This window comes from Pantoea sp. VS1, assembly GCF_002207995.1.
GTDB classification, from domain to species: domain Bacteria; phylum Pseudomonadota; class Gammaproteobacteria; order Enterobacterales; family Enterobacteriaceae; genus Pantoea; species Pantoea dispersa.
This window is the reverse complement of the sequence record NZ_NHZE01000086.1, coordinates 1-253: the sequence shown is the minus strand read 5'-3', so window position 1 is coordinate 253 and position 253 is coordinate 1. Positions and strand designations below refer to the sequence as shown.

The following is a 253-nucleotide window of genomic DNA, read 5'->3' as shown; positions in this document are numbered from 1 at the left end:
GCTGCTCCCCGTTCGCTCGCCGCTACTGGGGGAATCTCGGTTGATTTCTTTTCCTCGGGGTACTTAGATGTTTCAGTTCCCCCGGTTCGCCTCGTTAACCTATGTATTCAGTTAACGATAATGCACAAGTGCATTGGGTTTCCCCATTCGGACATCGACGGCTGTAGCGGTTCATATCACCTTACCGTCGCTTTTCGCAGATTAGCACGTCCTTCATCGCCTCTGACTGCCAGGGCATCCACCGTGTACGCTT

At 53.0% G+C, this 253-nt stretch carries 1 rRNA gene; it reads right to left on the bottom strand.

The features are described 5' to 3' along the window. A 23S ribosomal RNA gene (locus CBW22_RS23375) occupies positions 1 to 253 on the bottom strand; the annotation flags it as partial.